Origin of the sequence: Bradyrhizobium sp., from assembly GCF_004799445.1 — a bacterium.
Classification (GTDB): Bacteria; Pseudomonadota; Alphaproteobacteria; order Rhizobiales; family Xanthobacteraceae; genus Bradyrhizobium.
Genome location: NZ_SSNA01000091.1, coordinates 85,645 through 106,857 on the forward strand (window position 1 = coordinate 85,645; position 21,213 = coordinate 106,857).

At 59.9% G+C, this 21,213-nt stretch carries 15 protein-coding genes and 1 pseudogene; 8 read left to right on the plus strand and 8 right to left on the minus strand.

The features are described 5' to 3' along the window. Positions 1-6: 6 nt before the first annotated feature. Positions 7-1,032 (minus strand): ribose-phosphate diphosphokinase, encoded by a 1,026-nt coding sequence (gene prs / locus E8A46_RS12340; protein WP_291560898.1) that lies wholly within the window; start codon positions 1,030-1,032, stop codon positions 7-9. Positions 1,033-1,553: 521 nt separating this feature from the next. On the opposite strand from prs, the gene E8A46_RS12345 reads away from it, so the two are divergent. Both E8A46_RS12345 and lon read left to right on the plus strand, forming a co-directional pair. Next, entirely contained in the window at positions 1,554-1,961 is a 408-nt protein-coding gene (locus tag E8A46_RS12345) for an Hsp20/alpha crystallin family protein (RefSeq protein ID WP_291560900.1), read from the plus strand. Between the two features lie 11 nt (positions 1,962-1,972). Then, entirely contained in the window at positions 1,973-4,372 is a 2,400-nt protein-coding gene (gene lon / locus E8A46_RS12350; RefSeq protein ID WP_291560902.1) for an endopeptidase La, read from the plus strand. Positions 4,373-4,380: 8 nt separating this feature from the next. On the opposite strand, the gene polX is transcribed toward lon, so the two are convergent. The 3 genes from polX to E8A46_RS12365 all read right to left on the minus strand — a co-directional run bounded on the left by polX (position 4,381) and on the right by E8A46_RS12365 (position 7,291). Next, complete coding sequence (gene polX / locus E8A46_RS12355; RefSeq protein ID WP_291560904.1) at positions 4,381-6,087, minus strand: DNA polymerase/3'-5' exonuclease PolX; 1,707 nt, start codon at positions 6,085-6,087, stop codon at positions 4,381-4,383. Between the two features lie 109 nt (positions 6,088-6,196). Then, a complete protein-coding gene (locus E8A46_RS12360; RefSeq protein WP_291560905.1) occupies positions 6,197-6,766 on the minus strand; it encodes an HPF/RaiA family ribosome-associated protein in 570 nt (189 codons plus the stop codon). Positions 6,767-6,829: 63 nt separating this feature from the next. Continuing rightward, entirely contained in the window at positions 6,830-7,291 is a 462-nt protein-coding gene (locus E8A46_RS12365; protein WP_291560907.1) for a host attachment family protein, read from the minus strand. Positions 7,292-7,505: 214 nt separating this feature from the next. Between E8A46_RS12365 and E8A46_RS12370 the strand changes: the two genes are divergently transcribed. Beyond that, the gene (locus E8A46_RS12370; RefSeq protein ID WP_363251626.1) at positions 7,506-8,063 is read left to right on the plus strand and encodes an NUDIX domain-containing protein; all 558 of its coding nucleotides are present in this window, start codon (positions 7,506-7,508) and stop codon (positions 8,061-8,063) included. 8 nt (positions 8,064-8,071) lie between these two features. Here the strand turns inward: E8A46_RS12370 and E8A46_RS12375 are convergent, their stop codons facing one another. Both E8A46_RS12375 and mgtA read right to left on the minus strand, forming a co-directional pair. Further along, positions 8,072-9,583, minus strand: a complete 1,512-nt coding sequence (locus tag E8A46_RS12375; RefSeq protein WP_291560909.1) for a Do family serine endopeptidase — start codon at positions 9,581-9,583, stop codon at positions 8,072-8,074. Between the two features lie 452 nt (positions 9,584-10,035). Next, the gene (gene mgtA / locus E8A46_RS12380) at positions 10,036-12,594 is read right to left on the minus strand and encodes a magnesium-translocating P-type ATPase (protein ID WP_291560911.1); all 2,559 of its coding nucleotides are present in this window, start codon (positions 12,592-12,594) and stop codon (positions 10,036-10,038) included. A gap of 118 nt (positions 12,595-12,712) precedes the next feature. On the opposite strand from mgtA, the gene ppsA reads away from it, so the two are divergent. After that, a complete protein-coding gene (gene ppsA, locus E8A46_RS12385; RefSeq protein ID WP_291560913.1) occupies positions 12,713-15,124 on the plus strand; it encodes a phosphoenolpyruvate synthase in 2,412 nt (803 codons plus the stop codon). A gap of 7 nt (positions 15,125-15,131) precedes the next feature. Here ppsA and E8A46_RS12390 read toward each other — a convergent pair whose 3' ends face one another. Beyond that, positions 15,132-16,469 carry an agarase gene (locus tag E8A46_RS12390; protein WP_291560916.1) on the minus strand — a complete coding sequence of 446 codons (1,338 nt, stop codon included), beginning with the start codon at positions 16,467-16,469 and terminating at the stop codon, positions 15,132-15,134. Positions 16,470-16,656: 187 nt separating this feature from the next. Here E8A46_RS12390 and E8A46_RS12395 point away from each other — a divergent pair, with 187 nt between their 5' ends. Genes E8A46_RS12395 through E8A46_RS12405 form a run of 3 tightly spaced genes read left to right on the plus strand, consistent with a single transcriptional unit; the run spans position 16,657 to position 19,932 of the window. Beyond that, positions 16,657-17,994 (plus strand): GH1 family beta-glucosidase, encoded by a 1,338-nt coding sequence (locus E8A46_RS12395; RefSeq protein WP_291560933.1) that lies wholly within the window; start codon positions 16,657-16,659, stop codon positions 17,992-17,994. Further along, complete coding sequence (gene glk, locus E8A46_RS12400) at positions 17,991-18,974, plus strand: glucokinase (protein ID WP_291560917.1); 984 nt, start codon at positions 17,991-17,993, stop codon at positions 18,972-18,974. The genes E8A46_RS12395 and glk overlap by 4 nt, the downstream gene beginning before the upstream one ends. Further along, the gene (locus tag E8A46_RS12405) at positions 18,967-19,932 is read left to right on the plus strand and encodes a 1-phosphofructokinase family hexose kinase (protein ID WP_291560920.1); all 966 of its coding nucleotides are present in this window, start codon (positions 18,967-18,969) and stop codon (positions 19,930-19,932) included. The genes glk and E8A46_RS12405 overlap by 8 nt, the downstream gene beginning before the upstream one ends. Before the next feature lie 114 nt (positions 19,933-20,046). On the opposite strand, the gene E8A46_RS12410 is transcribed toward E8A46_RS12405, so the two are convergent. Next, complete coding sequence (locus E8A46_RS12410) at positions 20,047-20,535, minus strand: hypothetical protein (RefSeq protein WP_291560922.1); 489 nt, start codon at positions 20,533-20,535, stop codon at positions 20,047-20,049. A gap of 433 nt (positions 20,536-20,968) precedes the next feature. Between E8A46_RS12410 and E8A46_RS12415 the strand changes: the two are divergent. Further along, positions 20,969-21,213 (plus strand): annotated as a pseudogene (locus tag E8A46_RS12415) (hypothetical protein); the annotation flags it as partial.

The window sequence follows — 21,213 nt, forward strand, 5'->3', positions numbered from 1 at the left end:
GTCGGCTTAGAATACCAGCAGATCGTCAAGCGGCTCGTCTTCGTGGAGCCGCCGGATAGCCTCCGCCAGCAACGGTGCCGCCGGCACAATGTCGAGTTTATCGCGCACCGGACCGGCCGGCAGGCGAAATGCCGGAACCACGTCGGTGGCGATGATGCGATCGATGGCCGGATCGGCAAGCGCCGTTTCGGCTCCCGGCATGAATAGCCCGTGGGCGACGCATGCCAGAACCTGCCGGGCGCCACGCGTGCGCGCGGCCCGCGCCGCCCGCACCAACGTCCCGCCGGTGCTGATGAGATCGTCGACGATGATGCAGGTGGCGCCGGCGACATCGCCCACGAACAGGTCGCCCGAAATAACCCCCGCACTGCGGTGTTTCTCGGCAAAAGCCTTGCCGATCGGACGCCCCATCGCCACCTCCAGCGCTGCGCGCAACAGGTCCGCTCGCTTTCCGCCTCCCAGATCCGGCGAGATGACGCAAACAGGTTCTTCTCCTGCGGTTGCCTTGATCCGGGCGATCATCAGGGGCGCCGCGGTGAGCGCTATCGCGCGGCAGCGAAATGCATTTTCGAAGGCGGCCTCGTTGTGTACTTCAAGCGTGACGACGGCATCGCAGCCCATCGCCTCGAAAAGCGCGGCGATGTAACGCGTCGTGACCGGATCGTTCGCCTTGGTGCGCCGGTCCTTGCGCGCATAACAGAGATAAGGCGCGACCGCGGTTACCCGCCTGGCCCCGGCGTCTTTCAATGCTGCGATGAAGAACAGCAACCGGCAGAGCTTGTCGTTGGCGCTTTGTTGCGGCCCGCCGTAAAGGCTATGGATCACGTAAACGTCGGCGCCGCCGACTGAATCGAGTGGTCTTGCTTTATGCTCACCATCCTCGAACTCACGCTCTTCATGTGCGCTGAGGTGATGACCGAGCAAGCTACTTACATCGCGTCCAAGTTCGCTCGTGCCGTTCAAGGCAAATAGCTGAAGGCGATCACTTACAACCCGTGCGACGGCGGAAGGCGTCCAAATCTGCTTTTCCATCGCAGCACACCTCATTCTTCTTCAAACAAGGGTGACGGAGGGCGATGATGAGGCTCGGTGCGTTCTACCGGCGGGTTTTCCTCCAGGGGTAGCTCGCGTTCCACCTCGACCGGCTCATCCTCAAGTAATTTAGGAGCCTCATTGGTCTGCTCCGAATAGGAGCCTCGCCTGCTCCCCGGCCGAGGCGGTCCAAGATCTGAACGGGTGCCGACAGAGATGGGCATGACAAAATTCTCCCCTCATGCATCTTGTAAGGATTGGATGCAATCCGACGGTTGATTTAGGTCAATTTCTTCCCCGGGGACGACGCCTTTCGGAGGGCGCGACCTCAGCGATCCGCACGGCTTGATTCCGATCAACTGGTTGGGCAGGCTATCTCGTATACGGGTTATACACTTGCACTTCCGTGGGTGGCCCGGCGTTACATGGCTATTTCCTGGAATCCCAAATTTCCGCGCCAAACTTTCTCGGAACAGGCGGATTTGATTATTTCCAGCTATCTCATGTGACGGGAGAAACGGATGTCGAACAAAGATCCCATCAACTGGATGCTGTCCAATGCCATCGAGACGCTCGCCCGCGCCGAGCGTTTGCATCAGCAGTTCCTGAATCTTCAACCCTTGACCGGAACACGCGAGCCGAGTTGGGAACCACCCATCGACGTGCTGGAGACTGACCGCGAAGTTCTGATCTTGATCGCGCTGCCGGGGGTCGATCCCGATAAGGTCGTGGCGGTGATCGACAAGGGAGCACTCGTCGTCAGCGGACGCCGGGTGTTGCCTGCGGAACTCCGCAACGCGCGAATTCTGCGTCTCGAACTGCCTCAGGGCCGGTTCGAGCGTCGCATTCCGCTGCCGCTGGGCCGCTACACCATCACGCGTTTTGCCGCCAACGGCTGCGTCGGCTTGCGTCTCGCCAAGTCCAGTTGAGGAGATCCTGCATGGCCAATGAATCAACCGGACCCGCCCCCGGCGCCACCACCCTCCCCGATCAAACGGCTCCAATTCCAGCAGACGCGCTGATCATTATACCCGTGCGCAACACCGTGCTGTTTCCCGGCGTTGTCATGCCCATCACGATAGGGCGGCCGAAATCGATCGCCGCGGCGCAGCAGGCGGTGCGGGAACAGCGACCGATCGGGATCCTGCTCCAGCGCGAGGCGGAGTTGAGCGAACCAGGGCCTGACGACCTGTATCGCGTCGGCACCATGGCCAATATCGTGCGCTACATCACCGGCCCCGATGAAAGCCACCATCTCGTCTGCCAGGGCGTTCAACGCATCCGCATGCTTGATTACCTTCCGGGCACCCCGTTTCCGGTGGCCCGGGTTCTTCACATACCGGAACCCACAACGAGCTCGCCGGAAATCGAGGCGCGTTTTCTGAATTTGCAGCAGCAGGCCATCGAAGCTGCGGAGCTGCTTCCGCAGGCCCCGCAAGAGTTGGTTGCCGTCCTTCAGGCGACCACCTCGCCCTCGACCTTGGCGGACCTTGCGACGTCCTACATGGACATCAAACCCCAGGAGAAGCAGGAGATTCTCGAAACGATCGACCTCGCGCTTCGCATGGAAAAGGTTTCACGGCATCTGGCCGAGCGTATCGAGGTACTTCGCCTGAGCCGAGAGATCGGACAGCAGACAAGGGCGACTTTCGACGAGCGTCAGCGGGAGGCGATCCTTCGCGAACAGATGGCGACCATCCAGCGCCAGCTCGGCGAAGGCGACGGGAAGACCCAGGAGGTCGCGGAGCTGAACGAGGCTATCGCCAAGGCCAAAATGCCGCCTGAAGCGGAAAGCCAGGCCCGCAAGGAAGTTCGCCGCTACGAGCGGATGCCGGAGGCCGCAGCGGAAGCAGGCATGGTCCGCAGCTATCTGGACTGGCTGATTGAGCTGCCCTGGAGCCTGCCGGAAGAAAAGCCGATCGATATCGCCGAGGCGAGGCGCATCCTCGACGAGGATCATTATGGTCTGCAAAAAATCAAGACCCGGATCATCGAATATCTGGCGGTCCGCAAACTGGCGCCGCACGGCAAGGCGCCGATTCTCTGCTTTGTCGGACCTCCCGGCGTCGGCAAGACTTCGCTCGGACAGTCGATCGCACGCGCGATGCAGCGGCCATTCATACGAGTCAGTCTTGGCGGCGTTCACGACGAAGCGGAGATCCGTGGCCACCGGCGCACCTATATCGGTGCGCTTCCCGGCAACATCATTCAGGCGATCAAGAAAGCCGGTTCCCGCAATTGCGTCATGATGCTCGACGAGATCGACAAGATGGGGCGCGGAATCCAGGGCGATCCCTCTGCCGCGATGCTTGAAGTGCTCGATCCAGAGCAGAATGCGACGTTCCGCGACAACTATCTTGGTGTGCCGTTCGACCTCTCACGGGTCGTATTCGTGGCAACCGCCAATATGCTCGATACCATCCCGGGTCCGTTGCTGGACCGGATGGAGATCATCAGCCTGGTCGGCTACACGGAAGATGAGAAGCTTGAGATCGCGCAGCGCTATCTGGTCCGCCGCCAGCTTGAGGCCAATGGACTGAAGCCCGAACAGGCGGAGATCGACTCGGACGCGCTGAGGTTCATCATCAAGGGATATACAAGGGAAGCCGGAGTTCGCAATCTGGAGCGGGAGATTGGCAAGGCTTTCCGCCATGTCGCCGTCCAGATCGCCGAAGACAGCGCGGGCCGGGTTCTGCTGACCACGAAGGACCTCGCCGCTGTTCTCGGCCAACCCCGGTTCGAAAGCGAGATCGCCATGCGCACCAGTGTTCCCGGTGTTGCAACCGGGCTCGCCTGGACACCGGTCGGCGGCGACATTCTGTTTATTGAAGCCACACGCACCCCCGGAAAAGGAGTGCTGATCCTGACTGGCCAGCTCGGCGAGGTCATGCGCGAGAGCGCACAGGCCGCTCTGACGCTGGTGAAGAGCCGCGCTTCTCAGCTCGGAATCGATCCCTCGCTGTTTGAGAAGAGCGACATCCACATCCATGTGCCGGCCGGCGCTACCCCGAAGGACGGGCCCAGTGCCGGTGTTGCAATGTTTACAGCTCTTACCTCCCTGCTCACGGATCGCACCGTCAAGAACAACACCGCCATGACCGGCGAGATTTCGCTGCGAGGGCTGGTGCTCCCGGTCGGCGGCATCAAGGAGAAGGTCGTCGCTGCGGCCGCCGCAGGATTGACCCGCGTCCTGTTGCCGGCGCGAAATCGTCGTGACTTCGACGATATTCCGCTGGGCGCCCGCAACAAGCTTGAGTTCGTCTGGCTTGAGCGGGTTGACGATGCCGTCGCCGAAGCGCTGGAGGGCAAGAGCATGCCGGGCACCGTGGCCGCGGAATAGGACGGGACTTACCGCTTCAAGAGCTTGCGCAATTCGGCAAGCGGTCGGGTATTCAGCACGTCGTTTGGGGTGAGCCAGGCCCGCCGGGCCTGATCGATTCCGAATCGGATGCATTGGAATGCGTCGATGGAATGCGCATCCGTCGAAACCGCCAACTTGACGCCCGCGAGCCTGGCTGCGTGGGCTTGAAGATCGTTCAAATCGAGGCGGTCGGGCTGCGCATTGATCTCGAGATAGCAGCCGGCCGCGCGCGCGGCCGAGATCACGCGATCCATCTCGATGTCGTACGGTTCGCGCTCGCCGATAAGCCGTCCGGTGGGATGCGCCAGAATCGATACATGGCGATTCTCCAGCGCCCGGATGACCCGATCGGTCTGCGCCTTGCGCGGGAGGTCGAAATACGAATGCACCGCGGCCACCACAATATCGAGCTTCGCCAGACTTGAATCCGGCAGGTCGAGACTGCCGTCCTTCAGGATATCGACCTCGATACCCCGAAGGATCGTAAAATCCCTGAGTTTCTCGTTCAGCCGGTCGATCTCGTGGATCTGGCGGGCCAAACGTGCGGGATCGAGGCCGTGAGTCATGGCGACGCGACGGCTGTGATCGGTCAGCGCGATGTATTGATAGCCCCGCGCCTGCGCCGCTTCTGCCATTTGGGCGATGGGGACCGTGCCGTCGGTCCAGTCGGAATGCACGTGAAGGTCGCCTCGAACATCGGATACCTTCACCAGCCTGGGCAGCTTGCCGGCCTGGGCCGCGGCAATCTCGCCGCGATCCTCGCGCAGTTCCGGCTCGATGAAAGGCAGACCGAGCTTCTCGTAGACGTTCTCTTCCGTCGCGCCGGCAATCCGCCGCTTGCCCGAAAACAGGCCGTATTCGTTCAACTTCCAGCCATGCTGATTGGCAAGCCCGCGCAACCCGATGTTGTGAGCCTTCGAACCGGTAAAATACAGAAGCGCGGCACCGTAGCTTTCCTCCGGCACCGCGCGAACATCGACCTGCAGGCCCGAGCGCAGCAGCACGGTAGTGCGGGTCGGCCCGTGGGCTGCGACCCGTGCGACGTTCTCATACCCGACCAGTTTGTCGCCGACCGCGGCGCCGTTCTTCGTCGTCACCAGCACATCAAGGTCGCCTACCGTGTCGCGGCGTCGACGATAGCTGCCGGCAACGACCACGCGGCCGCTACCGCGCAGATGCCCCACCAGCGCCTCAGCCTCGGCTTCGGCGACCGCGAGCTTGAACCGCTTGGCCGGTTGCGGCTTTTCGAGCGCCCCCAGCAGCTTCTTCTCCATAACGGGACCGAATCCCCGGAGTTCGCGCAGCCGTCCGGCTTTGATCGCTTGCCGAAGTTCATTGAGGGTGCGCACTTTCAACCTGTCATAGAGCAGCTTGATGCGCTTCGGCCCCAGTCCAGGAAGAGCCGCCATCTCGCCGAGTTCGCCAGGCAGCTTCTTCTTCAATTGGTCGAGCAGACCGAAGCGCCCGGTCTTGACGATATCGGCGATCTTGCCAGCGAGGTCCCTGCCGATCCCCGGCAGTTCCGACAGATCGCGTCCGGACTTCAGCAAAGCTCCGGCTGCCTTCGGCAATCCTTCGATGACGCGCGCGGCGCGGCGATAGGCGCGAACCCGAAACTGATTTTCTCCGCCGATCTCCAGAAGCTCGGCAGCCTTATCGAACAGCGCCGCGATTTCCGCATTCTGCACGGGCATGTCGAGGACCTATGAAGAAGCCAATGTATAATGAAAATTACTACATCGTACGGCGGGCCCGCCTTGATTCAGATTAGCCCCCGTCGCGATCCAGCTCCAAAGCTAAAAATCAAACGCGCAAGCCGTGTTTCCCCAGAAGCTTCACGGTGCTGGCCTGCGGCCCCTTTTCGCCGATCTCATCGGCAAACATCACGCGGGTACCGACAGCCAATTCTGCAAATTTTCCGTCGACCACACTGTTTCGATGGAAATAGATCTCCTGACCGTCAGTTGAGCGAAGAAACCCGAAATTCCCTGCGGGATCAAAGCGCACGACGGTGCCGATCGCTTGCCCTTCGTGGCTCTTGACCATTCCTTCCATGCGCCGCGCGTTATCCTGAAGTCGTCGGCGTGCTCGCTTGAACGCATCATTGATGGCAAACGACAAGTCGCTATGTCGTTCGTCGCCCTTTGGCGTTCGTCCAATATTGACATCCCGTCCATCCGGCAGCGCCAGACGAATATTGACGTCGTACTGGCCCCCGGTTTGGTGGTGGCTCCCGGGGCCCTTGACCACGATCCTGCACGCGGGAACGCGGCCATAGCGTTGTTCAAGCTTCCTCACATGCTCGGCAATTAACTCGCGGGTCGCAGAATTGACGGCCATATCCTGAAATTCGATTTCAACCGGCGTTTCCATTACTCTCTCCAATCATAGCACCTCGTAAAGGAAGGGCCTATTCCGAGCTACGATATCGCGCCGTCAGTGAGACGGGACGCCACCTGTGAGATGCTTCTCGATTTCATCGACCGGATGCTTGGTCAAGTCCTTGTTCACCTCCGCAACGATGCAGGCTTTCACATCCGGGTGGAATGCAAGTCGCAATTCAGCGAGGGTCCGCGGCGGCGCCACGACAACCAGCTTCTTGACCTTACTGGCACGCACAAGCCGCTCCATCGCGGCAGCAACCGTCCGAACAAAGTGTTGTTCCTCGAGCTCATGCCAGTCCGTCGGCTGCACGGCGCTTCTACCCCCTGTCCGCGATCCCTTGCTGATACGTCCCGGCCGCTCGGTGCCCTGCTCGTGACTCGGCGGATTTTCGTCGACGAAGACCCTTTCGGTCTTAAGGTATGGGAATTTCTCATCGCCATCGTTTCGCAAAAACAGAGCCTTGCGGCCGTCACCGACGAACACAAACGCATCATGTGGAATCTTGATATCCATAACTCCTCCAAGAACTGCGATGCGGCAAAGACTAAGAAGCAACGATGAGGCGATCCCTGACGACTGTCTCCCTCACGCTAGAGATATTTTTATCGCGAATAACGGAAGATTCGTTTGATGCAGGTCAATTTTCCGATTTGAAAAGAGTCTCTAAAATCGCTTGTCTGGAGCGGATTTCTTGCGCGGCTGGCGCGCGGTTTCATGGATCGGCGCAATGGCGACCATCAGTGCCGGCATTCTGATGTATCGTCACGGCGTCGGCGGCTTGTCCGTTCTCCTCGTACATCCGGGCGGGCCCTATTGGCGCAACCGCGACCTCGGCGCCTGGTCAATTCCAAAGGGTGAATTGAACGAGGGAGAGGACGCGGAGGCCGCGGCGAGGCGCGAATTCAAGGAAGAGCTTGGCATCGAAGCGGTCGGCCCGCTTCATTCGCTTGGCGACATACGCCAGCGCTCCGGGAAAATCGTTCGTGCCTTTGCGATGGAGGGTAATCTCGATGTGCGCGCCGTCCTCAGCAATACGGTCGCGATCGAATGGCCCCCACGAAGTGGTCACACCATCGACGTTCCCGAAATCGATCGCGCGGCCTGGTTGGATCTTTCTCTCGCCCGAAAGAAGATATTGGCCAGCCAGATGCCCCTTCTAGATCGCCTTGGGACCTTCGCCCTCCCACGATCGCGCTCAAATCGGGCAACTAAGAGCCAATGCAAATCGGCTTTCGCCCCTTCTTGTCTTCGCAAGACCTGCAGGAAAGCCCTGGCAGCGGATTGAGGCGGCCCTTATCCGATCGGAATCGCCACGAAGCTGGTTGTATCGCGACGCTTGATGCGAAGCAGAACCGCGCGTTTCGACTGAGTTCGGGCCTCCTCCACAACCTTGCGAAACTCGGCTGGCGTCTTAACCGGATGGCGGCTGACGTCCACGACAATGTCGCCAATTTGCAGCCCGCTTTCTGCCGCGCGGCTGCTCGGATCGATTTCAACGACGGCGACACCCTCCTCACCAGCGCCGGCCACGGCGCTGGCGGGGACCAGTGTCAGACCAAGGATCGATGGTTCGTTTGCCGTCTTCTTTTCGTCGGCTCTATCCTGCGCCGACGATGTCGCGGGAAGCTCGCCGAGCCCTAGCACGGCGGACTTATCCTTGCCGTTGTGAAAAACGCCAAGCTTGACCGAAGTACCAGGCGCCATCGCGGCAATTCTCCTGGCGAGCTCGCGAGGATCCTTGACCTCCTGCCCGTTCAAGGAAGTGATGACGTCGCCGGATTCGACGCCGCCCTTGGCAGCTGGCCCCTTGGACTCGGCAATTGCCACGAGAGCGCCACTGGCCTCTCTCAAACCTATGGCATCAGCGATCTCGCTACTGACCGGTTGGATCTGTACGCCGATCCAGCCGCGTGTAACGTGGCCTTTCTCCTTGAGCTGCTGAACAACGAGCTTTACCGTTTCGGCTGGAATGTCGAAGGCGACGCCAACTGAGCCGCCAGACGGGGAATAGATCGCGGTGTTGACACCAATCACCTCGCCTTTCACGTTGAATGTCGGCCCGCCTGAATTGCCTTTGTTCACGGGCGCATCGATCTGAATGAAATCATCGTAGGGGCTCTCGCCGATGTCGCGTCCGCGCGCCGAGACGATCCCGGCTGTGACCGTCCCGCCGAGCCCAAACGGATTACCCACGACAAGGACCCAATCTCCGATGCGGGGTTCGTTCGCCGCGAACCTCACATATGGTAAGTCGTTCGGTAGGTTGACCTTGATGAGCGCCAAGTCGCTTTGTGGATCGGCGCCGACCAGCTTTGCCTGGTAGGTCTTTCCGTCATCTGTCGTCACCTCGAAGCTTTTCCCGTTCGCGACGACGTGATTGTTGGTCACGACGTAACCGTCTCCGGAAATGAAAAATCCCGATGCAACCGACGTTTCTGACTTCGGAGAGGGATTGTCGGGAACCGGAACTCCGAACTGACGGAAGAAGCGATCCAGCGGCGATCCGGGAGGAAATGGAAGTTCCTGTTGGCTGTCGCCAGGATTGACTGACGCTCCGACTTTCACACGAATGCCGACGACGGCGGGCTTAACGCGCTCGACGATATCCGCAAATCCTGTCGGCGAAGAAGCATTGACCGCATCCACCGCAGCTGCAAGGGCACGGTCGCCAGATATCCAACCCACACCGCTGACTATTATCCAGGCGCCAAGCGCCAAGGCAGCCAAGCGATATACGTCCAGCGGAAGAAGGCCGCGCCACCCTGAGCGCAGCTCATGCGCAGCCGAGCCGACCTCGTCTGTCATCGAATTGCCCCCACCTGCCATGTTACGACAGCTTGCCAGTTCATACGACCTATATGGATCTGGGCGCACGCTGCGGGGAATGACGCACCACGACCAATCGCTGTGCCTGCGACATTCGCATTCGTAATGTGAGCGATAAGAACGTTGGGATGGAGAGAAACGCTACGATTGCCAGAGACGTCATATCATTTTCCTCATCAAAAACTGATCAATGATGGCAGCGTGCGATGAAGGGGGGTTTGCGCTAGGTCAAATTAAGCGAAGAAGTTCCGGTGCCCCCCATCTTTAGCGCCCGGGGGAGGACGTCGTCGAAGGGGCGCAACCTAGATCCGAATCAAACAGTCGGTCCGCGATTTGGGCAATTCCAAGCCATCCCCAGGGCCCTTTCCCCGCAAAATGCCCGCCCAATCGGCCCCCAGCAAATCCTCTTATTTCTACACTTTCGTCAGGATCTAACTCTTTGCGACCGACAGAGCTCGGTAGAAAATTCGCTTGGTGATTTCCACGATCGCAAGATACGCCAATGTCGCGCCGATCAAGAAGGCGAAGAACAGCGGTGGGGGTGCCACGAATCCAAGCCACCTGCCGACGACGGGGAGCAACGGGAGAGCGATTGCGACAGCAATAACCCCAAGCGCCAGAGCGACGAGGAACAGATGCGGCGTGCTCCGAAAGAGCGGTCGTCGCGTCCGGATGGCGAAGACCACCAGAACCTGGGTCGTGATCGATTCGATGAACCAGCCTGTCTGGAACAGCATTTCGCCGGCGTTGAACAAATACAGCAGAACATAGAATGTAAGGAAATCGAACACCGAACTGACCGGCCCGAACACCAGCATAAACCGTTCGATGAACTTGATGTTCCATTTTACCGGTCCGGCGATCGCCTCTTCATCGACCTGATCGAAAGGGATCGCAATCTCCGAGACGTCGTAGAGCAGGTTGTTGAGCAAAATCTGGATCGGGAGCATAGGCAAGAACGGCAGGATCAGCGCTGCTCCGGCCATGCTGAACATGTTGCCAAAATTCGAGCTTGAGCCCATTAGAACGTACTTGGAAACGTTCTGAACCGTACGGCGGCCACAAGCCACCGCTTCGCGCACGACGGAAAGGTCGTGCTCAAGCAGGATCAGATCGGCCGCTGCGCGTGCGACATCGGCGGCGCCGTCGACCGATATTCCGACGTCAGCCGCGTGCAGCGCCGGGGCGTCATTGATGCCGTCCCCCATGAAACCAACGACATTGCCAAGGCGCTTCAGCGCCAGCAGGATCCGAAGCTTCTGCTGCGGGCTGACGCGGCAGAACAGGTTGATCCGCGGCAACTGCCCGATCAGCGCCTCGTCCGAGAGGTTTGTCAGTGCGTCGCCCGTGAGTACCCCGGTGACCGGCACCCCAATCTCGCCGAAGACGTGGCGCGTCACCTGTTCGTTATCGCCGGTCAGTACCTTCACGGAGACGCCTGCGGCGGCCATCGCCTGGATGGTGGCCCCGGCGCTGGCTTTCGGAGGATCCAGGAAAACCGCGAAGCCGGAAAAGACGAGATCGCTTTCATCGCTGATCGCGGCAGTCTGGTGGCTCGCATCGACGATGCGGCTGGCCACGCCCAGGGCGCGGAATCCCTGAGCACCGAGTCCATCGAGCGTGGCTTCGAAGGAGCGGCGTGTCTCAGGGTCGAGCGGAAGCACCTTGCCATCCGCGTCCTCGTATCGCCGCGACAGCCGCAAGAGATCCTCCGGGGCCCCCTTGACGATCAAACGGCGCTCGGCGCCGTGCTCGACCAGGACCGAGACGCGTCGTCGTTCAAAATCGAACGGCACCTCGTCGATTTTTTTCCATCCGGTCATATCGAACGGATGGGAGGAAAGGATTGCCTGATCGAGCGGACTCTTCATCCCGGTCTCGAACTGGCTATTGATATAAGCGTTGGCATATACGGCCCGGCTCTCGGCGCCGCGCCCGTCGATGGCGCGCATCAGCTTGATGGTGGCTTCCGTCAGCGTTCCGGTCTTGTCGGTGCACAGCACGTTCATCGCACCGAGATCGTGAATTGCAGTCAGACGCTTCACGATTACCTTTCGCTTGGACAGCTCCAATGCCGACCTGGCAAGCGTGACGGTCACGATCATCGGCAGCAGCTCAGGTGTCAGTCCGACGGCCAGCGCCAGCGCGAACATCAGCGACTCCAGCACTGGTCGGTGAAATGAGATATTTACCACCAGCACGAAGAGCACCATCAACACCGTGAGGCGCATGATCAGCAGGCCAAAGCGACGAATGCCGACCGCAAAATCGGTGGCCGGCGGCTTTTCGGCCAAGCTCGTCGCAAGACGGCCGAGCGCCGACTTCCCGCCTGTTCGGCAAACAACGATAGTCGCGGTGCCGCTAATGACGGAGGTGCCGGCGAATACGGCATTCGACGCTCCGGCGGCGCTTTCGCCACCTGAAGGGGCATCGTTGGCGTGCTTCTCGGCAGGATAAGGCTCTCCGGTCAGGAGCGCCTGGTTGATGAAAAGGTCGCGGCTTTCGAGCAGTCGCGAATCGGCCGGCACGAGATCACCGGCGATCAACTCGACAATGTCACCTGGCACAAGCTGATCGATTGGTACCGAGATGCTCGCGCCGTTGCGTCGCACGGTGGCCTGTACCGCCACCAATCGGCGCAGCGCCTCAACCGCGTTTTGAGCCCGGACTTCCTGGACGAAATCAATCGTCATGCTCATCATGACGATGGTTACGACGATTGCGAAGCTCGAGACGTCGCCTGTCAACGCCGACAACCCGCTCGCCACGAGCAGAATGATAACCAGCGGGTTGCGGAAGCGGGAAAGAAATTGCAGCCAGAGCGGCGATCGCTTGACGACGGCGGCGTCGTTGGGTCCGAATCTTTTCAACCGCGACTGGACTTCTGTGGCATCAAGGCCCGCAGCGGTCGCTGCGAGGCGCGCCAGAATCCGGTCAAGCGGCTCCTTCCAGATTTCTTCCGCGCCGAGTTCATCAATTGCCGGGTCCATTGCGCATACCTCGACGTTTCGGGGCTCGAAAACGCCCTACAAATCTTTCCCTAGCGGAGCACAGGAGACTTGACCTTCGTCAATACGGGGCAAAATTCGACGTGATTTATATTTGCCTATGGCGAAATATATCAGGTCTTTCCTCCAAATCGGACTGCACGACGTCGGGCTTGTCGGCGGCAAGACCGCATCGCTTGGCGAGCTGTATTCAGCTCTCGCGTCCGAAGGGGTTGCTGTCCCCAATGGCTTTGCGGTCACGGCGGACGCCTATCGTGATGCACTGATGCAGCCCGGCATTGCGGAAGAGCTTCATCGGCTTCTCGACGGTCTCGACAAGCGCAAGATCAAGCAGCTTGCGGCCACAGCCGCCAAAGCTCGCGAAGTCGTCTACAAGGCGATGGATACCGAACCTCTTCGCGAACAGATCGTGGAGGCGTATCGGCAGCTCGAACGAGAGTTCGGAGCCGGCTTCGCGGTTGCCGTACGCAGTTCTGCAACGGCAGAAGATCTGCCGACGGCGAGTTTTGCGGGCCAGCATGAGAGCTTCCTCAACGTGCGTGGCGCAAAGGATTTGTTCGAAGCCTGCCGGCGATGCTTCGCTTCCATCTTCACGGATCGCGCCATTTCCTACCGCATCGACAATGGGTTCGATCACTTCAAGGTCGCGCTCTCCGTCGCCGTGATGAAGATGGTCCGTTCCGATCTTGCGGCCAGTGGCGTCGCCTTCACGCTCGATACCGAATCTGGATTTCGCGACGTGGTTTTCGTCACGGGCTGTTACGGACTTGGCGAAACCATCGTCCAGGGACAGGTCGACCCTGACGAATTCTACGTTCACAAGCCGACCCTGAAGGAGGGGTTTCGCTGTGTGCTGCGGCGCCGGCTGGGCGGCAAACAAATACGCATGGTTTACGGTAAGGGCAGCGGCAACCGCGCGACCCTCACCCGGACAGTGTCGAGCGCCGAGAGAGAGAGGTTCTGCATTTCCGATACGGAAGTACTGAGCCTTGCGGAAATGGCCGTGCGGATTGAGGAACACTATTCGAAAAACGCCGGCATTGCCATGCCGATGGACATCGAATGGGCAAAAGATGGTTCCGACGGCAAGCTTTATATCATTCAAGCGCGACCCGAGACGGTGGCCTCGCAGCGCTCGCCTGATGTCTTCGAGACGTATACTCTCAAGGGACATGGGCCCCTCATCGTCACCGGTCGCGCGGTGGGGGAAAAGATCGCTTCCGGGCGTACGCGCCGCATTGCGACCGCGCGCGATCTCGCAACCTTCAGGCCGGGCGAGATTCTGGTCGCGCCGGCCACCAGTCCGGACTGGGAACCGGTCATGAAGATCGCTGCCGGCGTCATCACCGACAAGGGCGGCCGGACCTGCCATGCGGCCATTGTGGCTCGGGAACTGGGCATTCCCGCCGTCGTGGGCGCAACCCACGCGACAGAAAAACTCAAGACCGGGACAAATGTCACGATCTCCTGCGCCGAAGGCGATATTGGCAGCGTCTATCAGGGAACGGTTGCCTTCGACGTCACGCGAACGCCGGTGAGCGAGCTCAGACAGCCGCGTACCGCGATCATGGTCAATGTCGGCACCCCCGAAATGGCCTTCCGGGTCGCCATGCAGCCGCAAGCCGGGGTCGGCCTCGCGCGCATGGAATTCATCATCAGCGAGCATATCGGCGTGCATCCGATGGCGCTTCTCAAACCGAAAGAGATCGCATCGGCCAAGGCAAGGGCGGCGATTGCTCGTCTCGTCAGAGCCTATGAAAGTCCATCCGATTTCTTCATCGAGAGGCTGGCGGAAGGCGTCGGCACGATTGCCGCAGCGTTCTATCCCAAGCCGGTCATTGTTCGGCTCTCCGACTTTAAGACCAACGAATACGCCAGCCTGCTCGGCGGCGAGGCGTTCGAGCCGAAGGAACAGAATCCGATGCTGGGATTCCGGGGGGCCTCCCGTTACAGCCACCCTGCTTACGCCGAGGGATTCGCGCTGGAGTGTGCGGCGCTCCGCCGGGTACGCGAGAAAATGGGTCTTTCCAATTTGCGCATCATGGTGCCGTTCTGCCGAACCGTCGAGGAAGGGCGACGTGTCATCGCGACGATGGCCTCCAATGGGCTCAAGCGCGGCGATGGTGGACTTGAGATTTACGTGATGTGCGAGATTCCGAACAATGTCATTCAGATCGATGCGTTTTCGGAGCTGTTCGACGGCTTTTCGATTGGCTCAAACGATCTCACCCAGCTTACGCTGGGAGTCGACCGGGATTCCGACATTGTCGCCTTCGATTTTGATGAACGTGATCCGGGAATGCTGGAAATGTTCAGGCAGGCGGTGGTCGGCGCCAAGCGCAACGGACGTCACGTTGGGATTTGCGGAGAAGCGCCCGCGAATTACCCGGAGATTGCGCGCTACCTGACCCAGCTTGGCATCGATTCGATCAGCGTCAATCCGGCAAGCGTGTTTCGCACCATGGCTGCGGTTCTCGAGGCAGAAACCAGCTTGGCGAAAATCAAGGTGTAGCGAGCCGCTACGCGGCGGTGACGGCTTTTTCGTGAATTTGCTCCGCCGCGGCATTGATCCTGGTCATCGTCTCGGTCAGCTCCTCATAGACCTCGTCGTTGATCGTCACCGTGCCGAAATTCGAATTTTCGCCGTCGAAGCGTCCTTCAGCCGGCTGATCGGCGTGCTCGAACCAGTGATAGCCAACCACGGCCGGTTTCCTCAGGGCTGCAGTGACGTAGCGTTCGAAGCATTTGGCGCGCTCGATCTGGCTCGCCATCCGCGGTCCGGCGCCGCTTGTGTTTGGCAGGCCGGAATCGTCGCCGCGAAAGGAAAATTCGGAAATCAGGCACGGTTTGCCGCCTGCTGCATAAGCGTCGATAGCTGCACTTGCGTCGGAGTCGTAACAATTGAACGAGACCACATCGAGGTAGCGGCCGGCTGCGGCAATCACCCTTGAATGCGGCTGATACCCGAACCGGGAGCCGATCACGAGATGATTGGGATCGACAGCCTTGATGGCAGAGACGCACAGATCAAAATATTGTTCGGCGACAACCGCGACAAAGGCATCGCAATCCGCGAAAAATGCCGCTCGCGTGGGATTGGCGAGGTTAACTTTGGTTTCAAGCGCGTCGTTTGGACCACCGGGCGGCATTCTAAAGAACGGCGCCTCGACATGTCTGATGTTGCCGAATTCCTCCCATGATCGCGCCGGCGTGCGCCAGACCGCGTTGAATTGGGAAAATTCCCGATAGCGCTCCTCCAACCTAATGATGGCCGCGACGCGGCCAGGGCGGTGAGCAGGCAGGTTCAGAAACAGCGTCAGCAGCTCGTCGGCCCCTCGCCAATCCGGCGACCAGTACAGTTCGTTGTCGATAAACGTGCCGAGTAATCCGGCCTCGTTGCGCCGCTTCGTGCAACGATTTTTCGCACTTGCGCGGATGTGACCCAGAAACGCGGGATCAAAGACATCGGGAAAGATTTCGTCGCGCCGGTGCAGCCGGAAAGAGGCACCAAGCGCGGCGGTGGGAGTGGTCGCAAGCGGCGACGATCCAGCATTGGCGACGAGTTCATCAGACCAGCAGCCGAGCGTGTTGAATTTCCAGCTCGCCAGCCGGTTTGCCACCGTCGCGCGCCAGACGTACTGGCTACCGTATTTTTCCCGGCAGGTGTCGGCGTACGGCACGCGATCGGTATTTCCGACGTGGTCCTGGTCGAAGCGGACCGTGTTCACGCCCTTGGACAAAAAGCGGCCACCGTCAGGATCAACAAGCCAGAACACGCCGTCGTGCTCGTCAACACGAAAAAAGCCGCTTCCGCGGAAACGGTCATCGACAATTCCTCCCCATTTGGTTCTTTGCAATCGGATACCCCAACGGCATGGCAATGATGGCTATCTATCGCACCGGCCGTTCAGGGATCCTTGATGTATCTCAAGATCGTTGCGCCGCCGGCCGGCCTACTAGTATGGCGCCCCGCACTCTGCTCGGGCGGAAGGGTAAGCCGTGAATTCGACCAGAAATTCGGCCGACGATCAGTCGAGGCGGTTTATGCCGGGATTGGAGCTGCCTTCCACCGCCGGCCTGCGCCCAGATTTCATCTGGGGCGTCTCCACCTCAAGTTTCCAGATTGAAGGCGCAACAAAGGAAGACGGTCGAGGGCCCAGTGTCTGGGACGTCTACTGTCAAAACGGTGAGGTAAAGAACCATGATACCGGCGATGTAGCGTGCGACCACTACCATCGCTACCGGGAGGACGTCGCCCTGACGAAACGGCTGGGCGTTCAGGCCTATCGGTTCTCGGTGGCCTGGCCACGCGTGCTGCCGCTGGGGCAAGGTTCCGCAAACGAACCGGGCCTCGCATTCTACGACCGGCTGGTCGATGAGCTGCTGGCCGCCGGCATCGAACCATGGCTGTGCCTGTATCATTGGGACCTGCCGCAGGCTCTCGAGGATCTTGGCGGCTGGATGAATCGGGAATCGGCGGCATGGTTTGCCGACTATACGCGGCTGATTGCCGTGCGTTTCGGAGATCGCGTCAAGCGCTTCGCGACATTCAACGAGCCGTCGATATTCAGCCTGTTCGGCCGTCCACTGGGCAAGCGGGATCAAAGCAGCGAAGGCAATCTCCACCGCACGATACATCATGTGAACCTCGCGCACGGCGTAGCCGTGGATGTGCTTCGCGAAAGGGTCCCCGGGGCGTCGATCGGATGTATTCACAATTATCAGCCCTGCTGGCCGTCCAGTGAGAACGAGGCCGATGCAGCGGCGGCCGCGCGCCTGGATGCCTACTGGAACAAGGCGTTCCCCGACTCGCAATGTCGCGGCGAGTATCCGTCGCTCATTCGGCCTGCGATCGAACCGTACATCCAACTGGGCGACATGGCACGTATTGGTCGTCCGATCGACTGGTTCGGCCTCAATCACTACAGCCCGGTCTACGTAAAGGCGCAGCCAAATTCGATGCTGGGGTTTGACTTCGGTGCCAAACCGGCCGGCGTTCCACTGACGCCGATCGAATGGCCGATCAATCCGGGCGCCTTCGCTGAAACCCTGCTGAAAGTCCATTCGAGCTACGGCTTGCCCATTTACGTTCTCGAAAACGGATATGGCAATTTTGACGTGCCCGACGAGACGGGAGCCGTGATCGACACCAAGCGGATTGAGTTTCTGCGGGCCTATATCGGGGCGATGAATGCAGCCGCGTCTAACGGCGTCGATGTACGCGGCTATTTCATCTGGTCGCTGCTCGACAATTTCGAATGGGATTCGGGATACAGCATTCGTTTCGGCCTGACCTACGTCGACTATCCGTCGTTACGTCGGATTCCGAAATCATCGTTCCGTTGGTACGCGGATTTGATCAAGGCAGCAGGACAGCTATGAACGCAGCCTCCTCAAGGCCAGCCATTCGGAAGGTGTTGCTTGCGGACATCGGCGGGACCAATGCACGCTTCGCGCTACTGGTTGACGGAACTCTGGGCACAATTGTCCATGTGGCCGTCAGCGACTATGGCAGCTTCCGCCAGGCGCTCGACAAGTGTCTTGGCCATTTGCCGGAAGCGGGAACGATCCAAGCCGCAATTCTTGCTGTTTCGGGCCCAGTCCAGAACGGCCGCTGTGCCCTTACGAACAATCCCTGGGTGATCGACGCGGCCGACTTGCGCGCTGCCTACGGATTTTCCACCGTGCGTCTCATCAATGATTTCGAAGCGGTGGCGTGGGCCCTGCCCCGCCTCTCGCATGACAAGCTCCTCCAGGTGGGCGGCGGGCAACGGGTCGTGGGCGCGCCTCTCGCGGCACTCGGCCCCGGTACAGGCCTTGGAATGGCCTTCAGCATACCGCACGCAACCGGTCACCTCGTGTTTCCGAGCGAGGGCGGCCATTCGACACTGGCTGGCACCTCGTTACGGGAGGATGCTGTGATCGGCTGTCTGCGGCAGCGATTTGGACATGTCTCGGCAGAACGCGTTCTTTCGGGCAATGGGCTGGAAAATCTTCACGAAGCTGTCGCTGCCATGGACCGTGTGACGCTGCCAAGGCGCCCTGCTGCCGAGATCACCCGGGCCGCAATCGAGGGTACCTGTCCGACGAGCCGCGCTGCGGTGGACATGTTTTGCGCGATGCTTGGGACTGTCGCTGGCAATCTCGCGCTCACGCTCGGTGCGAGGGGCGGCGTTTTTGTCGGTGGAGGCATTCTGCGTCACATGCCCGAATATTTTGCCTGCTCCTCGTTTCGGGCGCGTTTTGAGGACAAAGGCCGGTTCAGCAAATACCTCGAACCAATTCCGGCCTTTCTCATCCTGGACGAGGACGCCGCTTTCGTGGGCTTGCGGGCTTTGGCGGAGGTCGACGGCATTGGCTGAAATCCCGCAGACTCCAATCGTCACCCTCACCATGAACCCCGCCCTCGACGTCTCGACGTCGGTAGCCAGGATGGTGCCTTTCACCAAAATGCGGTGTGCGCAGGCCCACCGTGACCCGGGTGGAGGTGGAATCAATGTCGCCCGGGTTCTCAAGCGGCTCGGCGTTGAAGCAACCGCGGTTTACCCTGCCGGTGGCGCCACCGGGCAGTTGCTTGCGAACCTGATTGAGCGCGAAGGGGTACGAAGCGTTGTGATTCCGGCGACAAACGACACGCGGGAGGACATCACGATCTTCGACGAGACCACCCGAGAACAATTTCGCCTTGTCTTCCCGGGTGCCCCACTCAACGACATTGAATGGCGGGACTGCCTGGGATCGATGACGCGCATCACGCCCCAGCCTGCATATATTATTGCGAGCGGCAGCGTGCCTGCTGGCGTACCGCATGATTTTTTCGGCAGAGTTGCTCAGGCTTCGAAAGCACATAGCAAGATCATCGTGGACACGTCCGGTCCCTTCCTGAGGGCGGCGTTGGAAGCGGGCGTTTATCTCATCAAACCCAACCTTCGCGAATTTCAGGAGTTGGCGGAGTTTGCCGCCATCGACGAAGCCTCGCTCGTCGACGCAGGACGCCGCCTCATCGACCGATATCGTATAGAGGTTATTGCTCTCTCAATGGGGTCTGATGGCGCCCTGCTCGTAACGCGCGATATGGCTTTGCGTGCAAACGGTCTGCCTATCGACCCCATCAGCGTTTCCGGTGCCGGCGACAGCTTTCTCGGCGCGATGGTATGGAGCCTTGTGAAGGGTAACAGTCTTGAGATCGCCCTGCGCTACGGGGTTGCTGGCGGCTCTGCCGCGCTGCTCAATCCCGGGACAGAACTTTGCCGGCCCGACGACGTCCACCGCCTCGCTTCTCAGGTGATAGTCACGCCGATTGCCCGGACAACCCGTTAGTTTGCAACCGGTATGCCGGATACGCTTCTATGGGTCACAACAACTGGTCGGAAGTATCCACGCAAAGGCCGGGCGCCTGGTTGCGCTGTCACCGCCATCTCTCCTGCAAAATCCCTAACCCGCGCCGTTTTTCACCGCCTTGTCGGGAACAACGGCGCCGAGCAGCATCTCGATACGACCATTACCCCAAAGCGGGAGCAAGAGGCGCGCGTAACCGCCAAGACCCTTGGCATCTCCTTTTCCGCTTGCCGCTCGGCGACAATAGGTGGGAGCGCGACCCTCGACAGTTGCCTTGCATTGCAAAGCGAGTTCGTCGAACGGCGCGCGAAGTTCAACTTCGTCAAGAAATCTGTTGCCAATCGCTTCGCCGTACCAGTCGGCCAAGTCTGCTCCGATGAGATCGAACCGAAACCGAAGAGGGTTTTCAAAGACGTCAATCAACATTGACTCGCGTCCTAGCCGCGATCGCAATGAAACTTTGACATCGTCCCAAAACGGAATGTCGTTGGCGCCACGTTTCAAGCCGTTCCAGTACGCCTGAATGCGGGTGAGATCCGGCCCCAGTTCGTCGGGAAGAGAGAATTCATGAACGCTTGCTGCCATCGATCAACCCTTCTTTGCGCATGGGTACGAAAATAATGAACATCCTGAGCGCTTCGAAAGCCGCGCTGGCAGGATACCCGACAGCCGACCTTCAACAAGGAGGAGTAGCCCAGTCATGCCGTCATCCCTGTCATCATCTCGCACCTGCGGCCATGACATGCATCAAGGCCGCAGACGTCGATCTCAACAATTATTGGCTGAAAAGCACGCCCGCCCGCGTGAGCTGGCATTTTGAGAAGACATCTGTCGAAGAAGGCGTTCGCAACCGAGCTCCGCGAGCGGGATTGGACCAGTCCTTGTAGGGCTGCATCCGGGCCTCAAAGTCCGTCATGTGAAAGCCAGGAATGCCCATTGCCGCAAACCGCGTTCGCCCAAGCAAGCGGCAGCCCTCCCGTGCGCTCGGCGCGCACGAAACCGCTGCGGGGCTCTTGGTGTGGATGTCGTTCGCTGCCGGATTCAGATATTCGTCCTCAGTGCCGTCTACGCCGCGCTTGCGGGCAGCCTCTACGCGCACTTCTTGAACTACGTCAATGGCACGTTTTTTGACCTTGGCGTAATGATCCAGCTGATGGCGAACCGATGCGCAACTTGGTATCATAACGAGACTCCGCGATTGCATTCGCCCGCGTCTGGAAGGTCATCGGACGAGATCGTTGCGGATCGCACGCGGCTAAATGG

Bases quoted from the DNA above. Each gene is read 5' to 3' on its own strand.
- prs (WP_291560898.1), bottom strand. From the start codon at position 1,032: ATGGAAAAGCAGATTTGGACGCCTTCCGCCGTCGCACGGGTTGTAAGT.
- E8A46_RS12345 (WP_291560900.1), top strand. From the start codon at position 1,554: ATGTCGAACAAAGATCCCATCAACTGGATGCTGTCCAATGCCATCGAG.
- lon (WP_291560902.1), top strand. From the start codon at position 1,973: ATGGCCAATGAATCAACCGGACCCGCCCCCGGCGCCACCACCCTCCCC.
- polX (WP_291560904.1), bottom strand. From the start codon at position 6,087: ATGCCCGTGCAGAATGCGGAAATCGCGGCGCTGTTCGATAAGGCTGCC.
- E8A46_RS12360 (WP_291560905.1), bottom strand. From the start codon at position 6,766: ATGGAAACGCCGGTTGAAATCGAATTTCAGGATATGGCCGTCAATTCT.
- E8A46_RS12365 (WP_291560907.1), bottom strand. From the start codon at position 7,291: ATGGATATCAAGATTCCACATGATGCGTTTGTGTTCGTCGGTGACGGC.
- E8A46_RS12370 (WP_363251626.1), top strand. From the start codon at position 7,506: ATGGCGACCATCAGTGCCGGCATTCTGATGTATCGTCACGGCGTCGGC.
- E8A46_RS12375 (WP_291560909.1), bottom strand. From the start codon at position 9,583: ATGACAGACGAGGTCGGCTCGGCTGCGCATGAGCTGCGCTCAGGGTGG.
- mgtA (WP_291560911.1), bottom strand. From the start codon at position 12,594: ATGGACCCGGCAATTGATGAACTCGGCGCGGAAGAAATCTGGAAGGAG.
- ppsA (WP_291560913.1), top strand. From the start codon at position 12,713: ATGGCGAAATATATCAGGTCTTTCCTCCAAATCGGACTGCACGACGTC.
- E8A46_RS12395 (WP_291560933.1), top strand. From the start codon at position 16,657: ATGCCGGGATTGGAGCTGCCTTCCACCGCCGGCCTGCGCCCAGATTTC.
- glk (WP_291560917.1), top strand. From the start codon at position 17,991: ATGAACGCAGCCTCCTCAAGGCCAGCCATTCGGAAGGTGTTGCTTGCG.
- E8A46_RS12410 (WP_291560922.1), bottom strand. From the start codon at position 20,535: ATGGCAGCAAGCGTTCATGAATTCTCTCTTCCCGACGAACTGGGGCCG.